This is a genomic window from Streptomyces sp. NPDC111507 (genome assembly GCF_055638955.1).
Genome location: NZ_JBVKBU010000017.1, coordinates 215,701 through 233,281 on the forward strand (window position 1 = coordinate 215,701; position 17,581 = coordinate 233,281).

Here is a 17,581-nt window from a genome sequence, read left to right on the forward strand (position 1 = left end):
CCCCGGCTCAATCACCGAGCCGGGGCAGTACGTCTTCGCAGAACAGGTGCAGGCTGCGCCAGCCCTCGTCGATCGGCATCCCGCCGGACAGCGGGTGCAGCACGTGGTTGTCGAGCCCCTGCGCCACGCACTGGTCGGGGGTCAGAATCCGGTACACGCCCTCCGCGCGCAGTTCCTCGACCGTCGTGGCAGCCGACTTCACCGCCGAGCGGATGTCACCGGACTGCCAGGAGGCGTACGTCCGTGCCTCGTGCAGGAAGTGCCCGCCGTACTCGGCCCACGCCCGGTCCGGGTCCTCGGCGATGTGCAGCAGCGGGGTCTCGGCGGCGGGCATCATGGTCCAGCCCTCGGTGCCGTACTCGACGAGCTGCTCCTTGTAGTACGCCTCCAGCTCGGGGAGGTGCGCGCTGGGAAAGAAGGGGAGCCCGAGCCGGGCGGCGCGCCGGGCCGCCGCCCTGGACGAGCCGCCGACCAGCAGCAGCGGGTGCGGGTCGGAGAACGGGCGCGGTGTGACCCGTACCGTACGGTCCCGGTAGGTGAACTCCTCGCCGGTCCACGCCTTCAGCACCGTCTCCAGGAGCTCGTCCTGGAGCGCACCGCGCCGCGTCCAGTCGACGTCGAACAGGGCGTACTCCTCAGGCCGGTAGCCGATGCCCGCGACGGTGACGAGTCGGCCGCCGCTGAGCAGGTCGAGCACGGCGATGTCCTCGGCGAGGCGTAGTGGATCGTGCAGCGGGCCGATGACCGCGGAGACGGTGACCGCGAGGTGCCGGGTCGCTCCGAAGACCGCGCCCGCGAAGGCGAACGGTGAGGGCAGCCAGTTGTTGGCCACTCCGTGGTGTTCCTCGGTCTGCACGGTGGTGATGCCGCGGTCGTCGGCGTAGGCGGCCATCTCGATGGCCGCCTTGTAGCGGGCGCTCAGCGACGCCGGGGTGGCGGCGGGGTCGACGAGGTTGAAGCGCACGACGGTTACGGGCATGGAAGCCCCCCTTCGGTGTGGAGGGGGACGGTAGCTGACGGTGCGTCAGACGGCCATAGTCGCGGACCCTTTCGCGGGCCGCGCCACGGGCGCCACCGCGGGCTTCGGCAGTACGGCGTACAGCAGGAAGGAGGCCGCGACGGCCGCCACCCAGCCGAGGCCGTACTCGCCGACGGGGTTGTTCGACGCCAGCGGTCCCGTGAACCAGTCGGACGTGCTGAACAGCAGGCCCGAGCCGAGCCCGAGCGCCCACGCGGCGACCGCGGCCGGGCTGAAGCCGCCCCGGTACCAGTAGGCGCTGGTGCGCGTGGTGTCGAGCAGGGCCCCGGCGTCGTACTCCGCGCGGCGCAGCATGTCCGCGCCGAAGACGCCGACCCAGGCCGAGAACGCGACCGCGAGCAGCGACAGGAACGCGATGAACGAGCCCATGAAGGAGGTCGCGACCAGCATCAGGACGCCGCCGAGGACCAGTGAGATCACGGCGTTGACCGCGACCGCCCGGTGCCGCGACACCTTGATGCCGAGGGTCTGCGCGGTGAAGCCCGCCGAGTACATCGACATCGCGTTGATCAGCAGCATGCCGACCAGAGCGATGAGCAGGTAGGGCACCGCGATCCACAGCGGCAGGATCGTGCCGACGAAGGAGACCGGGTCGGCGGCCGAGGCCAGGTCCGGCGTCGAGACCGCCATCACCGCGCCCATCAGGATCAGGGGGAGTACGACGACGCAGGCGCCGGTCACCGAATTGCGCACGATCGCCGTCGGCGAGGCCGTACGTGGCAGATAGCGCGTGAAGTCCGGCGCCGACGGCGCCCAGCTGATGCCGCCCGCCGCGATCAGTCCGACCCCCGTGATCATCAGGGGTGTCGGGCCGGCGGGCTGTCCGAAGACCCTGCCCCAGTCCGTGTCCGCCACCAGGTGGCCGAGGACGAGCACGGAGAAGCCGCCGAAGAGCCACGTCGCCCACGTGCTGCACGTGCGGACGGCGCTGATGCCGAGGCCCGAGATCGCGAACGTCCCGACCACGAAGGCCAGCAGCGTCGCGACGATCAGGAACGTGTTGCTCCTGATGCCGAAGAGCACGTTCAGGATGGTCAGCAGGGCGTAGGAGCCCGTCACCGCGTTGATCGTCTCCCAGCCCCAGCGGGCGATCCAGATCAGCGCACCCGGCAGGAGGTTTCCGCGCTGGCCGAAGACCGCGCGGGACAGGGTCAGGCCGGGAGCGCCGCCCCGCTTGCCCGCGATGCCGACCAGACCCACCAGGCCGTACGACACGACCGGCGCCGCGAGACCGACGGCCAGCGCCTGCCAGAAGTTGAGTCCGTAGGAGACGGCCAGCGCCGCGCCCATGGTCAGCAGCAGGACGGTGATGTTGGCGGCGATCCAGGTGGGAAGGAGTTCGCGGGTCTTCGCGTGTCGCTCGGCGTCGGGGACGGGCTCGATGCCCCGGGTTTCCAGAACATGGTGCGCGGATGTGTCGAGGGCGCCATCGGAGCGGTCGGTGGTCCTCATGGCAATTAAGCATACTTTGTGTCGTTTTTTATGCTTTTGCAAGGCGTGCCCGGGGCCGGCGAGGCGCGTGTTCCCGGGGAAAGCCACGGAATCCCTCCGATGACACGGAGAGCCCCTCCCGGCAGGGGGATGACTGATACTGGGGAGCGTTATGGAAACCGTCATCCTTGCTGTAGTCATCGCCGTGGTCGTGATCGGCGCACTCGGCGGGCTCGTCATCGGCAGTCGCCGCAAGAAGCCGCTGCCCCCGGCGCCCCCCACCACGCCCGACATCACCGCCCCTCCGGCCGAGCCGCACATCGGCGACGAGGCCGAGATCCCGCACGACGAAGAGCGCCGGACGATAGAGGAGGTGGATCTCCCGGACGGCTCGGCCGCGCCGGTCGTCGTCGAGGAACCCGAACCCGTTGTCGAAGCTCCCGCGATCGAGATCCCGGAGCCGACCGCGGGGCGCCTGGTGCGCCTGCGCGCCCGCCTCTCGCGCTCGCAGAACGCGCTCGGCAAGGGGCTGCTCACGCTCCTCTCGCGCGAGCACCTCGACGAGGACACCTGGGAGGAGATCGAGGACACGCTGCTGACCGCCGACGTCGGCGTGCAGCCCACCCAGGAGCTGGTCGAGCGGCTGCGCGAGCGCGTGAAGGTGCTCGGCACGCGGACGCCCGACGAACTGCGCAACCTGCTGCGCGAGGAGCTGCTGCAGCTTCTCGTCCCTGAGTTCGACCGTACGGTCAAGACCGACTCGAACCTCGACACCCCGGGCATCGTGATGGTCGTCGGTGTCAACGGCACCGGGAAGACCACCACCACCGGCAAGCTCGCCCGGGTCCTCGTCGCCGACGGCAAGAACGTGGTGCTCGGCGCCGCCGACACCTTCCGTGCCGCCGCCGCCGACCAGCTGCAGACCTGGGGCGAGCGCGTGGGTGCCCGTACCGTGCGGGGCCCCGAGGGCGGTGATCCCGCCTCGATCGCCTTCGACGCGGTCAAGGAGGGCATCGAGGAGGGCGCCGACGTCGTCCTCATCGACACGGCCGGACGACTTCACACCAAGACCGGGCTCATGGACGAGCTCGGCAAGGTCAAGCGTGTCGTCGAGAAGCACGCCCCGCTCGACGAGGTGCTGCTGGTCCTCGACGCCACGACCGGCCAGAACGGTCTGGTGCAGGCCCGCGTCTTCGCCGAGGTCGTCGACATCACCGGCATCGTGCTGACCAAGCTCGACGGCACCGCGAAGGGCGGCATCGTGATCGCGGTCCAGCGCGAGCTGGGCGTGCCGGTCAAGCTGGTGGGCCTGGGCGAGGGCGCGGACGACCTGGCGCCGTTCGAGCCGGAGGCGTTCGTTGACGCCCTTATCGGAGAGTGACCCCCACCTTCCGAAGTTGGTAGGTGGTTCTGGAAGCGTCCGCCCCCGAGGTGCAGTCCGGGGGGCGGGCGCTTCGCTGTGTAGGTCGGTATCGGTATCGGTGTCGTTACGCGCGCGACCGGTGTGCCACGTACGCCAGCGTCCCGAGCAGCAACCGCGCCTGTGGCGGCTTCGTCGCCGAGTCCAGGGCGGGGGAGCGCAGCCAGCGGACCGGACCGAGGCCGGCGCGGTCGGAGGGCGGGGCGGTGACGTACGTACCGGGGCCGAGGCCGTGCAGGTCGAGGGAGGCGTCGTCCCAGCCCATCCGGTAGAGCAGCTCGGGGAGCTCGGCCGCGGCGCCGGGGGCGACGAAGAAGTGGGCGCGGCCGTCCGGGGTCGCGGTGACCGGCCCGGTGGGCAGGCCCATCCGCTCCAGGCGGACGAGCGCGCGGCGCCCGGCGGCCTCGGCGACCTCGATGACGTCGAACGCGCGGCCGACCGGCAGCATCACCGCGGCACCCGGGAACTCGCCCCAGGTCTCGGAGACCTCGTCGAGCGTGGCGCCTGCTTCGAGCACCGGCGCGAAGTCCAGCGGATGCGCCCCCGGCGTGCGGCAGCCGGCCTTGCCGCAGGAGCACGCGCCCGCGGCGGCCCGGGCGCCGGGGACCACGTCCCAGCCCCACAGCCCCGTGAACTCGGCCACCGCGGTGCACTCCGACGAGCGGCCGCGGCGACGGGTGCCGGGCCGGCTTTCGCGCATTCCCCGACTGCTGCCGATCGTGAAGCCCATGCCCCCTCCAACGGGTCCAACGCGTCGACGGTTACGCCATGAACGCGGAACATCACTCAGTGTGTTCCCGTGCCCGGATGTCACGCGGTTGGCGACGCGATCCCGGCGGCGCCCGGAAGCGTCCCGGGTGGTGTACCCGGCGGCGTGCGCCCTCGAATGCATCGTTTCGCCACTTCTGGCTGTCCTATGTCAAGTGAATCGCGTACAGGCGATCAGGAGTTCATTCGAAGGGGTGGCGAATGGTGGCGTTTCCGGGATCGCCATGGCTGGACGCGTGATCGTAGGATTACTTTGAGTGCACGAGTCCTGGGGACGTATGCACTCGTGGGTATGCCGGAGGCAAGTCGGCTTCCCGTTCGAAGGGTGAGAACTGCCGGACGCGCGGCCGTATTTACCGGCATTCTGATAGGGCTTGGCGCACGCAGCGTACAAGTGGTCTCAGGGATGGGGGCGTTCCAGTGGGCGGCAACGGCGGAAGCGGTACGAACGCTGACAAGCGCCCGAATGAGCTGTTGGGCTCGTGGTTCGTGCGCAGTGGCTGGTCGAAGGGCGAGCTGGCGCGGCAAGTGAACCGAAGGGCCCGCCAGTTGGGGGCCAATCACATCTCCACGGACACCTCACGGGTGCGCCGCTGGCTGGACGGCGAGAATCCGCGCGAGCCGATTCCGCGGATCCTGTCCGAGCTGTTCTCCGAGCGGTTCGGCTGTGTGGTCGCCGTCGAGGACCTCGGCCTGCGTGCCGCCCATCAGTCACCGTCCGTGTCGGGTGTCGACCTGCCCTGGACCGGCCCGCAGACCGTGGCGCTGATCAGCGAGTACTCGCGCAGTGACCTGATGCTGGCGCGGCGTGGCTTCCTCGGCAGCTCGCTGGCCCTCGCCGCGGGCCCCGCCCTCATCGAGCCCATGCAGCGGTGGCTGGTGCCCTCCCCCGCCGCGCCCCAGGAGGAGCCCGAGTCCCCGGCCGCCGCGCGCCGCCCCGGCCGGCTCTCCCAGCCCGAGCTGGACCTGCTGGAGTCCACCACGGTGATGTTCCGCCAGTGGGACGCCCAGTGCGGCGGCGGTCTGCGCCGCAAGGCGGTCGTCGGCCAGCTGCACGAGGTGACCGACCTGCTCCAGGAGCCGCAGCCCGGGGCGACCAGCAAACGCCTGTTCATGGTCGCCGCCGAGCTGGCCGAGCTGGCGGGCTGGATGAGCTATGACGTGGGGCTGCAACCCACCGCGCAGAAGTACTTCGTGCTCGCCCTGCACGCCGCCAAGGAGGCGGGCGACAAGCCACTGGGCTCGTACATCCTCTCCAGCATGAGTCGCCAGATGATCCATCTCGGCCGGCCCGACGACGCGCTCGAACTCATCCATCTGGCGCAGTACGGAAGCCGTGACTGCGCGAGCCCGCGCACCCAGGCCATGCTGTATGCGATGGAGGCCCGCGCCTACGCGAACATGGGCCAGCCCGGAAAGTGCAAGCGGGCCGTCCGGATGGCCGAGGACAGCTTCGAGGACGTTCACGAGTGGGACGACCCGGACCCCGACTGGATCCGCTTCTTCTCGCTGGCCGAGCTGCACGGCGAGAACTCGCACTCCTACCGCGACCTGGCCTACGTCGCGGGCCGCAGCCCCACGTACGCCTCGCTCGCCGAACCCCTGATGCAGCAGGCCGTCGACCTCTTCGCCAAGGACGGCGAGCACCAGCGTTCGTACGCACTCAATCTCATCGGCATGGCCACCGTGCACCTGCTGCGGCGCGAGCCCGAGCAGAGTGCGGTATTGGCCAAGGACGCGATGGCGATCGCCAAGAAGGTGCGCTCCGAGCGCGTCAACACTCGTATCCGAAAGACGGTCGACGCGGCCGTCCGCGACTTCGGTGACCTCGCTGAGGTCGTGGACCTCACCGAGCAGCTCGCCGTCGACCTTCCCGAGACCGCGGAAGCGGTCTGAGCCCGGGCCGCGGAAGCGGTCCGATCCCAGTACCCCGGCCACGGCCGGTCGTCCCGAACCGCCCGACTCGGCTCCCCCGTGCCAGGTCATCGGACGACCAGCCGTGGCCGGTTCGTTTGCCTTCTGGGAAGGTTGCGCCACGATAACGATCGCTCCGCCCGGTATCAGCCAGTTCATGGAGGCGTAACACACGAGGTGCCTTCGTCACTGCGGCGAAACATCGAGGGGCGTCTACGGAAACCGCGCTGCGTCAATCTCATGGCGCATAACCGGCCCACCCCTCATGACCGCTCAGGCTTCGCCCGCACGGGGCCGTACCAACGACGAGGAGACGCCGATGGCACCAGCCATCACGCTAGCCGCAGAAGCTCCCAAGCTCTCGGCCGCCAACACCGGGTTCATGCTCATCGCTTCCGCCCTGGTGCTGATCATGACCCCCGGCCTCGCCTTCTTCTACGGAGGCATGGTCCGTGTCAAGAGCACCCTGAACATGCTGATGATGAGCTTCATCAGCATGGGGATCATCACGATCCTGTGGGTGCTGTACGGCTTCTCGCTCGCCTTCGGCACGGACAAGGGTTCGTTCATCGGCTGGACCTCGGACTGGGTCGGCCTGAGCAACATCGGCCTGACGGAGCTGTGGCCGGGCTACACCATCCCGATCTTCGTCTTCATGGTCTTCCAGCTGATGTTCGCCATCATCACGCCCGCGCTGATAAGCGGCGCGCTGGCGGACCGGGTGAAGTTCACGGCGTGGGCGCTGTTCATCACGCTGTGGGCCACGGTCGTCTACTTCCCGGTCGCGCACTGGGTCTGGGGCACCGGCGGCTGGGCGTTCGACCTCGGCGTGATCGACTTCGCCGGTGGTACGGCGGTCCACATCAACGCGGGTGCCGCGGCGCTCGGCGTGATCCTGGTCATCGGCAAGCGCGTCGGCTTCAAGAAGGACCCGATGCGACCGCACAGCCTCCCGCTGGTGATGCTCGGCTCCGGTCTGCTGTGGTTCGGCTGGTTCGGATTCAACGCCGGTTCGTGGCTCGGCAACGACGACGGCGTCGGCGCGCTGATGTTCGTCAACACGCAGATCGCCACCGCGGCCGCCATGCTGGCCTGGCTCATCTACGAGAAGATCCGCCACGGCGCGTTCACCACGCTGGGCGCCGCCTCCGGCGCGGTCGCCGGTCTGGTCGCCATCACCCCGTCGGGTGGCGCGGTCTCCCCGCTCGGCGCGATCGCCGTCGGAGCCATCGCCGGTGTCGTGTGCGCCATGGCCGTCGGCCTCAAGTACAAGTTCGGCTACGACGACTCCCTCGACGTGGTCGGCGTGCACCTCGTCGGCGGTGTCATCGGCTCGCTGCTGATCGGCTTCTTCGCCAGCGGCAAGGGCCAGTCCACCGTCGAGGGCCTCTTCTACGGCGGCGGTCTCACCCAGTTCTGGAAGCAGTGCGCCGGTGTCTTCGCGGTCCTCGGCTACTCCCTGGTCGTCTCCGCGATCCTCGCCTTCGTCATCGACAAGACGATGGGCATGCGGGTCACCGAGGACGAGGAGATCGCCGGCATCGACCAGGCCGAGCACGCCGAGACCGCATACGACTTCAGCGGAGCGGGCGGCGGCATCGTCGGCGGCTCGGTTTCCGCCCTCGCGGGTACGCAGAGCAAGAAGGTGGACGCATGAAGCTCATCACCGCCGTCGTGAAGCCCCACCGGCTCGACGAGATCAAGGAGGCCCTCCAGGCCTTCGGGGTGCACGGTCTCACGGTCACGGAGGCCAGCGGCTACGGTCGGCAGCGGGGACACACCGAGGTCTACCGTGGTGCCGAGTACACCGTCGACCTGGTCCCCAAGATCCGCATCGAGGTGCTGGCCGAGGACGACGACGCCGAACAGCTGATCGATGTCGTCGTGAAGGCGGCACGCACCGGCAAGATCGGTGACGGCAAGGTGTGGTCCATCCCGGTCGAGACGGCCGTCCGCGTCCGGACCGGCGAGCGCGGCCCGGACGCGCTCTAAGCAGAAGATCAGAACAGGAGCCACTGGGTGACGAGTGCGGAGATGCGTACGGAAGCAGAGGACTCGGGACCCAGCGGCTACGCGGCGGCCCGGCTGCGCCTCCTCCAGGAGGGGGCGCAGTCCGGGCCGCCGCGCCGTGCCGCCCTCGCCGAACTCACGGACGAATGGCTGACCGGCCTGTTCGGCGCGGGTGCCGAGGGACTGCGCGGCGTCTCGCTCGTCGCCGTCGGCGGCTACGGCCGCGGAGAACTCTCGCCGCGCAGCGATCTCGACCTGCTGCTCCTGCACGACGGCGCCGACGCCGGCACGGTCGCCGCGCTCGCCGACCGCATCTGGTACCCGATCTGGGACCTGGGCCTGGCCCTCGACCACTCGGTGCGTACGCCGGGGGAGGCACGCAAGACCGCGGGCGCGGACCTGAAGGTGCAGCTCGGCCTGCTGGACGCCCGCCACATCGCGGGCGACCTCGGCCTCACCGCCGGATTGCGTACGGCCGTCCTCGCCGACTGGCGCAACCAGGCGCCGAAACGGCTCCCCGAACTCCAGGAGCTGTGCGCCGAGCGCGCCGAGCGCCAGGGCGAGCTGCAGTACCTCCTGGAACCGGACCTGAAGGAGGCTCGCGGCGGCCTGCGCGACGCCACCGCCCTGCGTGCCGTCGCCGCCTCCTGGCTCGCGGACGCGCCCCGTGAGGGCCTCGCGGACGCCCGCCGCAGGCTCCTGGACGTCCGCGACGCCCTCCACCTCACCACCGGCCGCGCCACCGACCGCCTCGCGCTCCAGGAGCAGGACCAGGTCGCCGCCGAGCTCGGACTCCTGGACGCCGACACCCTGCTGCGCCAGGTGTACGAGGCCGCGCGCGTCGTGTCGTACGCCAGTGACGTCACCTGGCGCGAGGTGGGGCGCGTGCTCAAGTCGCGCGCTGTGCGGCCACGGCTGCGCGCCATGCTCGGCGGCGGTGCCAAGCCCGCCGTGGAGCGCTCACCGCTCGCCGAGGGTGTGGTCGAGATGGACGGCGAGGTGGTACTCGCCCGCGCCGCGCGCCCCGAGCGCGACCCCGTACTCCCGCTGCGTGCCGCGGCCGCCGCCGCACAGGCAGGGCTCCCACTCTCCCTGCACGCCGTACGGCGCATGGCCGCCGTCGCACGCCCACTGCCCACGCCCTGGCCCGCCGAGGCCCGGGAACAGCTCGTCACGCTGCTCGGCTCGGGCCGCCCGACCATCGAGGTCTGGGAGGCACTGGAGGCCGAGGGCCTGATCACCCGGCTCCTGCCCGACTGGGAGCGGGTGCGCTGCCGCCCGCAGCGCAACGCCGTGCACATCTGGACCGTCGACCGCCACCTCATCGAGACGGCCGTCCGCGCCTCCGAACTGGCCCGTCGCGTGGGCCGCCCCGACCTCCTCCTCGTCTCCGCTCTGCTGCACGACATCGGCAAGGGCTGGCCCGGCGACCACTCCGTGGCCGGCGAGATCATCGCCCGGGACGTGGCCGCCCGCATCGGCTTCGACCGCGCCGACGTGGCGGTGCTCGCCACCCTCGTACGCCACCACCTGCTGCTCATCGACACCGCGACCCGACGCGACCTGGAGGACCCGGCGACCGTCCGCTCGGTCGCCGAGGCCGTCGGATCGCAGGGCACCCTCGAACTGCTGCACGCCCTCACCGAAGCGGACGCGCTGGCCACGGGGCCCGCGGCCTGGTCCTCCTGGCGCGGATCCCTCGTCGCCGACCTGGTCAAACGGGTCGCCGCCGTGCTCGCCGGAGGCGCCCCCGAGGAGCCCGAGGCCGCCGCGCCCACGGCCGAGCAGGAGCGGCTCGCCATCGAGGCGTTCCGCACCGGCGGCCCCGTACTGGCACTGCGCGCGCAGACCGAACCGCCCACCGAGGAGGAGCCCACCGGCGATCCCGAGCCCCTGGGCGTGGAACTGCTCATCGCCGTGCCCGACCAGCCCGGAGTGCTCCCCGCGGTCGCCGGTGTCCTCGCGATGCACCGACTGACCGTGCGCACGGCCGAGCTGCGCGCCCTGGACCTGCCCGACGGCGTCGAGGGCTCGGTGCTGTTGCTCAACTGGCGGGTCGCCGCCGAGTACGGCTCCCTGCCGCAGGCCGCCCGGCTGCGCGCCGACCTCGTGCGCGCCCTGGACGGCTCCCTGGACATCGCGGCCCGGCTCGCCGAGCGCGACGCCGCGTATCCGCGCCGCCGGGGCACGATCGCGCCGCCGCCCCGGGTGACGGTCGCCTCCGCCGCCTCCCGCCACGCGACGGTCATCGAGGTCCGCGCCCACGATGCTCCCGGCCTGCTGCACCGCATCGGGCGGGCCCTGGAGGACGCGAGCGTATGGGTACGCAGCATGCATGTCTCCACCCTCGGCGCCAACGCCGTGGACGCCTTCTACGTGACCGGCCCCAAGGGCGCGCCGCTGCCCGCGGAGGAGGCGGTTTCGGTGGCGCGTGGGCTGGAGGAGATGCTGCGGGGATGACCTCGTGGCAGATGTGGCGGGAGTGACCTCGCGGTCCTGTCTCCGGCCATCGAACGTGGTCCCTGTCGGGTATTCACACCGGGCAGGGGACACCAACCCTTTTCGGGCAGATACCCTGGAGGGCAACCCAAACCGCCCCCGACTCCGAGGACCGACGCCACCGTGTTCGATACCCTCTCAGACCGCCTGAGCGCGACTTTCAAAAACCTCCGCGGGAAAGGCCGGCTCTCCGAGGCGGACATCGACGCCACGGCCCGCGAGATCCGTATCGCGCTCCTCGAAGCCGATGTGGCCCTGCCGGTCGTGCGGACCTTCATCAAGAACGTCAAGGAGCGTGCCCTCGGCTCCGAGGTCTCCAAGGCGCTGAACCCGGCCCAGCAGGTCCTGAAGATCGTGAACGATGAGCTCGTCACGATCCTCGGCGGCGAGACCCGCCGCCTGCGGTTCGCCAAGAACCCGCCCACCGTGATCATGCTCGCGGGTCTTCAGGGTGCCGGTAAGACCACGCTCGCCGGAAAGCTCGGCAAGCACCTGAAGGACCAGGGTCACTCCCCGCTCCTCGTGGCCGCCGACCTCCAGCGCCCCAACGCCGTGAACCAGCTCAGCGTCGTCGCCGAGCGCGCCGGTGTGGCCGTCTACGCCCCCGAGCCGGGCAACGGCGTCGGTGACCCGGTCAAGGTCGCCAAGGACTCCATGGAGTTCGCGAAGACCAAGGTCCACGACATCGTGATCGTGGACACCGCCGGTCGCCTCGGCATCGACCAGGAGATGATGCAGCAGGCCGCGGACATCCGCGACGTCGTCTCGCCGGACGAGATCCTCTTCGTCGTCGACGCGATGATCGGCCAGGACGCGGTCAACACCGCCGAGGCCTTCCGCGACGGCGTCGGCTTCGACGGCGTCGTCCTGTCGAAGCTCGACGGTGACGCCCGCGGTGGTGCCGCGCTCTCCATCGCCTCGGTCACCGGCAAGCCGATCATGTTCGCGTCGAACGGCGAGAAGCTCGACGACTTCGACGCCTTCCACCCGGACCGGATGGCCTCCCGCATCCTCGACATGGGTGACCTGCTCACCCTGATCGAGCAGGCGGAGAAGACGTTCAGCCAAGAAGAGGCCGAGAAGATGGCCTCCAAGCTGGCGTCCAAGAAGGGCCAGGACTTCACCCTGGACGACTTCCTGGCCCAGATGGAGCAGGTCAGGAAGATGGGCAGCATCAGCAAGCTGCTCGGCATGCTCCCGGGCATGGGCCAGATCAAGGACCAGATCAACAACCTTGACGAGCGCGACGTCGACCGCACGGCCGCCATCATCAAGTCGATGACGCCGGGTGAGCGCCAGGAGCCGACGATCATCAACGGCTCGCGCCGCGCCCGTATCGCCAAGGGCTCGGGTGTCGAGGTCAGCGCGGTCAAGAACCTGGTCGAGCGCTTCTTCGAGGCCCGCAAGATGATGTCCCGCATGGCCCAGGGCGGCGGCATGCCCGGAATGCCCGGGATCCCGGGCATGGGTGGCGGCCCCGGCCGGGCCAAGAAGAAGCAGAAGGTGGCCAAGGGCAAGCAGCGCTCCGGCAACCCGATGAAACGCAAGCAGCAGGAGGAAGAGGCCGCGGCCCGCCGTGAGGCCGGTGCCCAGCCGGGCGGCGCCTTCGGTCTGCCGGCCGGGCAGCAGGCCGAGGACTTCGAGCTGCCGGACGAGTTCAAGAAGTTCATGGGCTGACGGTTCGTTTCCGTACGGGTTTTCCGTACGGGGTTCCCGTACAGGTTCTTCCGTACGGGGGTCGTTCTCGTACGTCACTGGGGGCACCCCTCGTCGGAGGGGTGCCCCCAGTGGCATTTTCTGCGCATGCTGGCGAGTATTTCGTGTCGTAACGTCCTGATATGAGCAACCCTGTGCCGCCGCGCAAGGACCCCGAGCAGCCGTGGCGTACCGAGGGAACGCCACCGGACTCGACCGGTCCGCCCTCCGGGAGAAGGAAGATGCCCGGCGGCTGGATCGGCCTCGTCGTCGCCGTCCTGGTCGTGTTCGTGATCGCCCTCCTGGTGCTGTCCTTCTTCAACGAGGGCACCGAGCCGACGATCTCCTACACGGAGTTCAGCAAGCAGGTCGGCAACGACAACATCACCAAGATCTACTCCAAGGGCGACGCGATCCAGGGCCAGCTCAAGACCGCCCAGGCCAATCCGGACGGCGGCGCGAAGTACACCAAGTTCAAGACCCAACGCCCGTCCTTCGCGGACGACAAGCTCTGGCAGAACCTGGAGACACACCACGTCACGGTGACCGCCTCACCGGTGGTCCAGCAGCGCAGCTTCCTGTCCAACCTGCTGATCTCCCTGGCCCCGATCGTGCTCCTGGTACTGCTGTGGATGTTCTTCGCCCGGCGGCTGCGGACGGGCCTCGGCGGCCCGGGCGGCATGCTCGGCCGCAAGGCACCCCCGAAACCGGTCGAACTACAGCCGGGCGCCCAGCGCACGACCTTCTCCGACGTGGCCGGAATCGACGAGGTCGAAGGCGAACTGAACGACGTCGTCGACTTCCTCAAGAATCCGGACGCGTACCGCAGGATGGGCGCGAAGATGCCGCGAGGTGTCCTCCTCGCGGGTGCGCCCGGCACCGGAAAGACCCTGCTCGCACGGGCCGTGGCGGGGGAGGCGGGCGTCCCGTTCTTCTCGGCCTCGGCATCCGAGTTCATCGAGATGATCGTGGGTGTGGGCGCGTCCCGGGTCCGCGAACTCTTCGCCGAGGCCCGAAAAGTGGCCCCTTCGATCATCTTCATCGACGAGATCGACACCATCGGGCGGTCCCGGGCCGGCGGCTCGGCGATGGGCGGCCACGACGAGCGTGAGCAGACCCTGAACCAGATCCTCACCGAGATGGACGGCTTCTCGGGCTCCGAGGGCGTCATCGTCATCGCGGCGACGAACCGCGCGGACATCCTGGACCCGGCGCTGACCCGGCCCGGCCGCTTCGACCGGGTCGTCAACGTCTCGCCCCCCGACCGCCGTGGCCGTGAGGCGATCCTGCGGATCCACACCCGCGAGATCCCGCTGTCCCCGGAGGTGGACCTGGCCCGGGTGGCCCGTACGACGCCGGGCATGACCGGTGCGGATCTGGCCAACCTCGCCAACGAGGCGGCGCTGCTCGCCGTCAAGCGCAAGAAGGACCAGGTGACACCGTCGGACCTCTCCGAGGCGCTGGAGAAGGTCCAGCTGGGTGCGGAACGCTCCCTGGTGATGCCCTACGAGGAACGCCGCAGGACCGCGTATCACGAGAGCGGCCACGCCCTCCTGGGCATGCTGCAGCCGGGCGCCGACCCGGTTCGCAAGATCACCATCGTCCCGCGCGGGCGCGCGCTGGGCGTCACGCTCTCGACGCCGGACGCGGACCGGTACGCGTACACCGAGGAGTACCTGCGCGGTCGCATCATCGGCGCCCTGGGAGGCATGGCCGCCGAACACGTCGTCTACGGAGTCGTCACGACCGGCTCCGAGAACGACCTCGAACAGGTCACCAACGTCGTTCGCGGCATGGTCGCCCGCTGGGGCATGAGCGAACGGGTCGGCCGCCTCTCCGCCCTCCCGAACGACGCCCAGCAGGCCTACGGCCTCGCCGCCGCGCCGGCCACCCTCGACTCCATCGACCACGAGATGCGGCGCATCGTCGACGAGTGCTACGAGGAGGCGTGCCAGAAGCTCCGCGACCACCGGGACCAACTGAACGCCCTCGCGGAGGCCCTCCTCGCGAACGAGACGCTGGAGGAGGCGCAGGCATACCGGATCGCGGGAGTGACGCGCGTGAAGAAGGAGGAGGTGTGAGCCAGTTCCCCGCGCCCCTCTTCAGAGGCGCGGGGAACTGCGCGTCTTTTGGCGGAGGTCTTTTGGCAGAGCCCCCAGGGATGGGACGGGCAGGGGTGGCGGGGGCGTAGACCCTGCGACCTCAGCCCGTGCGTGCGATCAGGTACCGGAAGACGTTCGGCATCCACACCGTGCCGTCCCCGCGCTGATACGGATGCAGCGCCTCCGTCAGCTCCTTGCCCACCTGCACCACATCCGTCGCACCGACCGCCGCGTCGAACAGCCCGGTCGACAACAGCCCCCGCACCGCGCTCTCCACGTCCGCGTACCCGAAGGGACACGCCACCCGCCCGGACCCGTCCGGCCGGAGCCCGGCCCGCTGGGCCACCTCCTCCAGGTCGTCCCGGCGAGGAGCCTGCCCGCACCCCCCGCCCGACAGCACCGCGGACGTGGCACACCGCTCCGGCGGCCCCCATCCGACCAGCACCACGGCCGCCCCCCGCTCGGCGAGCGGAGTCGCCGCCGACAGCAGCTCCCCGAGTTCCTCGGCGTCCCCCGGCGCGCACCCGATCGGCTCGAACGCGGTCACCAGCGTGTACGCGGCCGCCGTCGGGTCGACGAGGTCCGAGGGGGACCCCTCCACGATCCGGGCGTCGGCACGCGCGCGTGTGCCCCACCCGTCCGGCAGCAACCGCTCCCGCGCGAGGGTCACCCGTTCGGGCGAAGAGGAGTCGACGCCGGTCACCGCCGCTCCCCGGGAGGCCGCCATCAGAAGGGCCAGCCCCGTACCGCAGCGCAGGCCGAGGACCCGCGTCCCGGCGCCCACTTCGAGCCGCTCGTAGACGGCTTCGTAGAGCGGCACCAGCATCCGCTCCTGGATCTCGGCCCAGTCACGCGCGCGTGCACACGGATCCACCCGGGGCGGCGCAGCCGCATGAGGTAGGTGATGCCGCACGAGCGTAGGTGTCATCGAAAGCGCCCCAATCCGCCGAGAGTTGCCGCTGCGCCCCGTTTCCCTTGCCCCCGTGCAGTGCGCTCGCTCTTCCCCCGTATGTCAGGTAACTCCGCACTCGTCGCGCCGTCCAGGGGTTGTGGCGCGCTGCTTGCGCGCTGTCCGCGCGCGGCACAAGAATTCACATGTCGGCAACGTGTGCCCGTACCATCGCGCCATGGCAAAGGCACCCGTTCTCACGCCCCGGGCGGACGACTTCCCGCGCTGGTACCAGGATCTGATCGCCAAGGCCGAACTGGCCGACAACGGACCGGTGCGCGGCTCCATGGTCATCCGACCGTACGGATACGGGCTGTGGGAGCGGATGCAGGCGGAGATGGACGCCCGCATCAAGGAGACGGGCACTCAGAACGCGTACTTCCCGTTGCTGATCCCGCAGTCGTACCTCACCAAGGAGGCCGACCACGTCGAGGGCTTCGCACCGGAGCTCGCGGTGGTCACACACGGCGGCGGCAAGGAACTCGAGGAGCCCGCGGTCGTCCGGCCCACCTCCGAGATGATCATCAACGACTACTTCTCGAAATGGGTGCAGAGCTACCGCGACCTGCCGCTGCTGATCAACCAGTGGGCGAACGTGGTCCGTTGGGAGCTGCGGCCCCGCCTCTTCCTGCGTACGTCCGAATTCCTCTGGCAGGAGGGCCACACCGCGCACGCCACGTACGAGGACGCCCGCGACTTCGCCGCGCACATCCACCGCCAGGTGTACGAGGACTTCATGCTGAACGTCCTCGGCATGGATGTCGTCCCCGGCCGCAAGACCGCCAAGGAGCGCTTCGCGGGTGCCATCAACACCCTCACGCTCGAAGGCATGATGGGCGACGGCAAGGCCCTCCAGATGGCCACGAGCCACGAGCTGGGCCAGAACTTCGCCAAGGCCTTCCACACCCAGTACCTGTCGAAGGAAGGCAAGCAGGAGCTGGTCTGGCAGACCTCCTGGGGCTCGACGACCCGCATGATCGGCGCCCTGGTGATGATGCACGGCGACGACAATGGACTGCGCGTCCCGCCGCGGCTCGCCCAGATCCAGGCCGTCGTCCTCGCGATCAAGGGTGACGAGGCGGTTCTGGCCAAGGTCCGCGAAATCGGCGACCGGTTGAAGGCGTCGGGTGTACGCGTCCACGTGGACGACCGCACCGACGTCCCGTTCGGGCGGCGCGCCGTCGACTGGGAGCTCAAGGGAGTCCCCGTCCGCGTCGAGGTCGGTCCCCGTGACCTGGAGAACGGCACCGCGATGCTGGCCCGCCGTATCCCCGGCGGCAAGGAGCCGGTCGCCATCGACGCTCTGGTGGAACTGCTCCCCACCGTCCTCGAAGAGGACCAGGCGCTGCTTCTGAAGCAGTCGCGTGAGCGCAGGGAGTCCCGCACCGCGGAGGTGTCGACGATCCAGGAGGCCGTCGAGACGGCCGCAGCCGGCGGCTGGGCGCGCATTCCGTGGGCCGACCTCGGAGAAGAGGGCGAGGCCGAGCTCGCCGAGCACTCCGTGACCGTACGGTGTCTGGTCGCCGAGGACGGGTCGGTGCCCGACACCGACGACGCACCCGGTAACGTCGCGGTCGTCGCGCGCGCTTACTGAGTAGGCCCGCAGCGAGGCCGAAACGCCTCTTGCGCATCTGATGACCACAGGGGCCCCGGCGCGCGGACACCATCTACGCGCCGGGGCGTACGCGTTACTACGTACCGGCTTGGTGTGAGCTGTGAGGCTTCTCCGCAGATCAGCGCACCCGCCCTCGTCC

12 protein-coding genes are annotated in these 17,581 nt (G+C 70.0%); 8 read left to right on the forward strand and 4 right to left on the reverse strand.

The window, feature by feature from the left end:
* Positions 1–7 precede the first annotated feature (7 nt).
* Both ACZ7M2_RS43060 and ACZ7M2_RS43065 read right to left on the reverse strand, forming a co-directional pair.
* Positions 8–979 carry an LLM class flavin-dependent oxidoreductase gene (locus tag ACZ7M2_RS43060; RefSeq protein ID WP_471599954.1) on the reverse strand — a complete coding sequence of 324 codons (972 nt, stop codon included), beginning with the start codon at positions 977–979 and terminating at the stop codon, positions 8–10.
* 45 nt (positions 980–1,024) lie between these two features.
* Positions 1,025–2,491: a cytosine permease gene (locus ACZ7M2_RS43065; RefSeq protein ID WP_471599955.1), complete on the reverse strand. Its 1,467-nt coding sequence runs from the start codon at positions 2,489–2,491 to the stop codon at positions 1,025–1,027.
* A 151-nt stretch (positions 2,492–2,642) separates the two neighbouring features.
* Here ACZ7M2_RS43065 and ftsY point away from each other — a divergent pair, with 151 nt between their 5' ends.
* Positions 2,643–3,851 carry a signal recognition particle-docking protein FtsY gene (gene ftsY, locus ACZ7M2_RS43070; protein WP_471599956.1) on the forward strand — a complete coding sequence of 403 codons (1,209 nt, stop codon included), beginning with the start codon at positions 2,643–2,645 and terminating at the stop codon, positions 3,849–3,851.
* 106 nt (positions 3,852–3,957) lie between these two features.
* Here the strand turns inward: ftsY and ACZ7M2_RS43075 are convergent, their stop codons facing one another.
* A complete protein-coding gene (locus ACZ7M2_RS43075; RefSeq protein WP_471599957.1) occupies positions 3,958–4,620 on the reverse strand; it encodes a bifunctional DNA primase/polymerase in 663 nt (220 codons plus the stop codon).
* A gap of 458 nt (positions 4,621–5,078) precedes the next feature.
* Between ACZ7M2_RS43075 and nsdA the strand changes: the two genes are divergently transcribed.
* From nsdA to ftsH, 6 genes are all read left to right on the forward strand, one after another.
* Entirely contained in the window at positions 5,079–6,554 is a 1,476-nt protein-coding gene (nsdA, locus tag ACZ7M2_RS43080; protein ID WP_471599958.1) for a transcriptional repressor NsdA, read from the forward strand.
* 337 nt (positions 6,555–6,891) lie between these two features.
* Positions 6,892–8,229, forward strand: a complete 1,338-nt coding sequence (locus ACZ7M2_RS43085) for an ammonium transporter (protein ID WP_352047801.1) — start codon at positions 6,892–6,894, stop codon at positions 8,227–8,229.
* The gene (locus ACZ7M2_RS43090; protein WP_054235369.1) at positions 8,226–8,564 is read left to right on the forward strand and encodes a P-II family nitrogen regulator; all 339 of its coding nucleotides are present in this window, start codon (positions 8,226–8,228) and stop codon (positions 8,562–8,564) included. Before ACZ7M2_RS43085 ends, ACZ7M2_RS43090 begins: the two co-directional genes overlap by 4 nt.
* A gap of 42 nt (positions 8,565–8,606) precedes the next feature.
* Positions 8,607–11,042 carry a [protein-PII] uridylyltransferase gene (locus tag ACZ7M2_RS43095; RefSeq protein ID WP_470054180.1) on the forward strand — a complete coding sequence of 812 codons (2,436 nt, stop codon included), beginning with the start codon at positions 8,607–8,609 and terminating at the stop codon, positions 11,040–11,042.
* A 162-nt stretch (positions 11,043–11,204) separates the two neighbouring features.
* The gene (gene ffh, locus ACZ7M2_RS43100) at positions 11,205–12,758 is read left to right on the forward strand and encodes a signal recognition particle protein (RefSeq protein WP_471599959.1); all 1,554 of its coding nucleotides are present in this window, start codon (positions 11,205–11,207) and stop codon (positions 12,756–12,758) included.
* 161 nt (positions 12,759–12,919) lie between these two features.
* Positions 12,920–14,857 carry an ATP-dependent zinc metalloprotease FtsH gene (gene ftsH / locus ACZ7M2_RS43105; RefSeq protein WP_471599960.1) on the forward strand — a complete coding sequence of 646 codons (1,938 nt, stop codon included), beginning with the start codon at positions 12,920–12,922 and terminating at the stop codon, positions 14,855–14,857.
* A gap of 121 nt (positions 14,858–14,978) precedes the next feature.
* Here the strand turns inward: ftsH and ACZ7M2_RS43110 are convergent, their stop codons facing one another.
* Entirely contained in the window at positions 14,979–15,806 is an 828-nt protein-coding gene (locus ACZ7M2_RS43110) for a class I SAM-dependent methyltransferase (RefSeq protein ID WP_471599961.1), read from the reverse strand.
* Between the two features lie 199 nt (positions 15,807–16,005).
* Here ACZ7M2_RS43110 and proS point away from each other — a divergent pair, with 199 nt between their 5' ends.
* Positions 16,006–17,421, forward strand: a complete 1,416-nt coding sequence (gene proS, locus ACZ7M2_RS43115; RefSeq protein WP_471599962.1) for a proline--tRNA ligase — start codon at positions 16,006–16,008, stop codon at positions 17,419–17,421.
* Positions 17,422–17,581: the final 160 nt, after the last annotated feature.

Excerpts from the sequence above, each read along its gene's own strand:
- ACZ7M2_RS43060 (WP_471599954.1), bottom strand. The coding sequence starts at position 979 with ATGCCCGTAACCGTCGTGCGCTTCAACCTCGTCGACCCCGCCGCCACC.
- ACZ7M2_RS43065 (WP_471599955.1), bottom strand. The coding sequence starts at position 2,491 with ATGAGGACCACCGACCGCTCCGATGGCGCCCTCGACACATCCGCGCAC.
- ftsY (WP_471599956.1), top strand. The coding sequence starts at position 2,643 with ATGGAAACCGTCATCCTTGCTGTAGTCATCGCCGTGGTCGTGATCGGC.
- ACZ7M2_RS43075 (WP_471599957.1), bottom strand. The coding sequence starts at position 4,620 with ATGGGCTTCACGATCGGCAGCAGTCGGGGAATGCGCGAAAGCCGGCCC.
- ACZ7M2_RS43085 (WP_352047801.1), top strand. The coding sequence starts at position 6,892 with ATGGCACCAGCCATCACGCTAGCCGCAGAAGCTCCCAAGCTCTCGGCC.
- ACZ7M2_RS43090 (WP_054235369.1), top strand. The coding sequence starts at position 8,226 with ATGAAGCTCATCACCGCCGTCGTGAAGCCCCACCGGCTCGACGAGATC.
- ACZ7M2_RS43095 (WP_470054180.1), top strand. The coding sequence starts at position 8,607 with ATGCGTACGGAAGCAGAGGACTCGGGACCCAGCGGCTACGCGGCGGCC.
- ftsH (WP_471599960.1), top strand. The coding sequence starts at position 12,920 with ATGAGCAACCCTGTGCCGCCGCGCAAGGACCCCGAGCAGCCGTGGCGT.
- ACZ7M2_RS43110 (WP_471599961.1), bottom strand. The coding sequence starts at position 15,806 with ATGACACCTACGCTCGTGCGGCATCACCTACCTCATGCGGCTGCGCCG.
- proS (WP_471599962.1), top strand. The coding sequence starts at position 16,006 with ATGGCAAAGGCACCCGTTCTCACGCCCCGGGCGGACGACTTCCCGCGC.